Genomic DNA, 249 nt, shown 5'->3' on the forward strand with positions numbered 1-249 from the left:
CTGAATCTCTGAGGCCAGCGCTTTAATAGTCACATCTGTCATGCTGTTCCTTCCTGCTACAGTTTATTACGCTTCGTCGCCGAACCAACAAATGTTGCGAGCGGCCATGATGAGCTCGCCAGCTTTCTCGTCGGTCATCCCTTCGATATCAGCCAGGTCATCAACGCCCTGCTCGGCGAGATCTTCCAGCGTACAAACACCACGGGCAGCCAGTTTGAATGCCAGGGCACGATCCAGACCTTCGAGATT

Annotated in this window: 1 protein-coding gene; it reads right to left on the minus strand. The window is 53.4% G+C overall.

Annotated elements, in window-relative coordinates; translation table 11 throughout:
- Positions 1-66 precede the first annotated feature (66 nt).
- On the minus strand, positions 67-249 hold a 183-nt coding region (locus tag GJQ66_RS13485; RefSeq protein WP_230379672.1), incomplete at its 5' end, for a helix-hairpin-helix domain-containing protein.

This window comes from Microbacterium sp. ZXX196 (assembly GCF_009709595.1).
In the GTDB taxonomy this organism is placed as follows: domain Bacteria; phylum Actinomycetota; class Actinomycetes; order Actinomycetales; family Microbacteriaceae; genus Microbacterium; species Microbacterium excoecariae.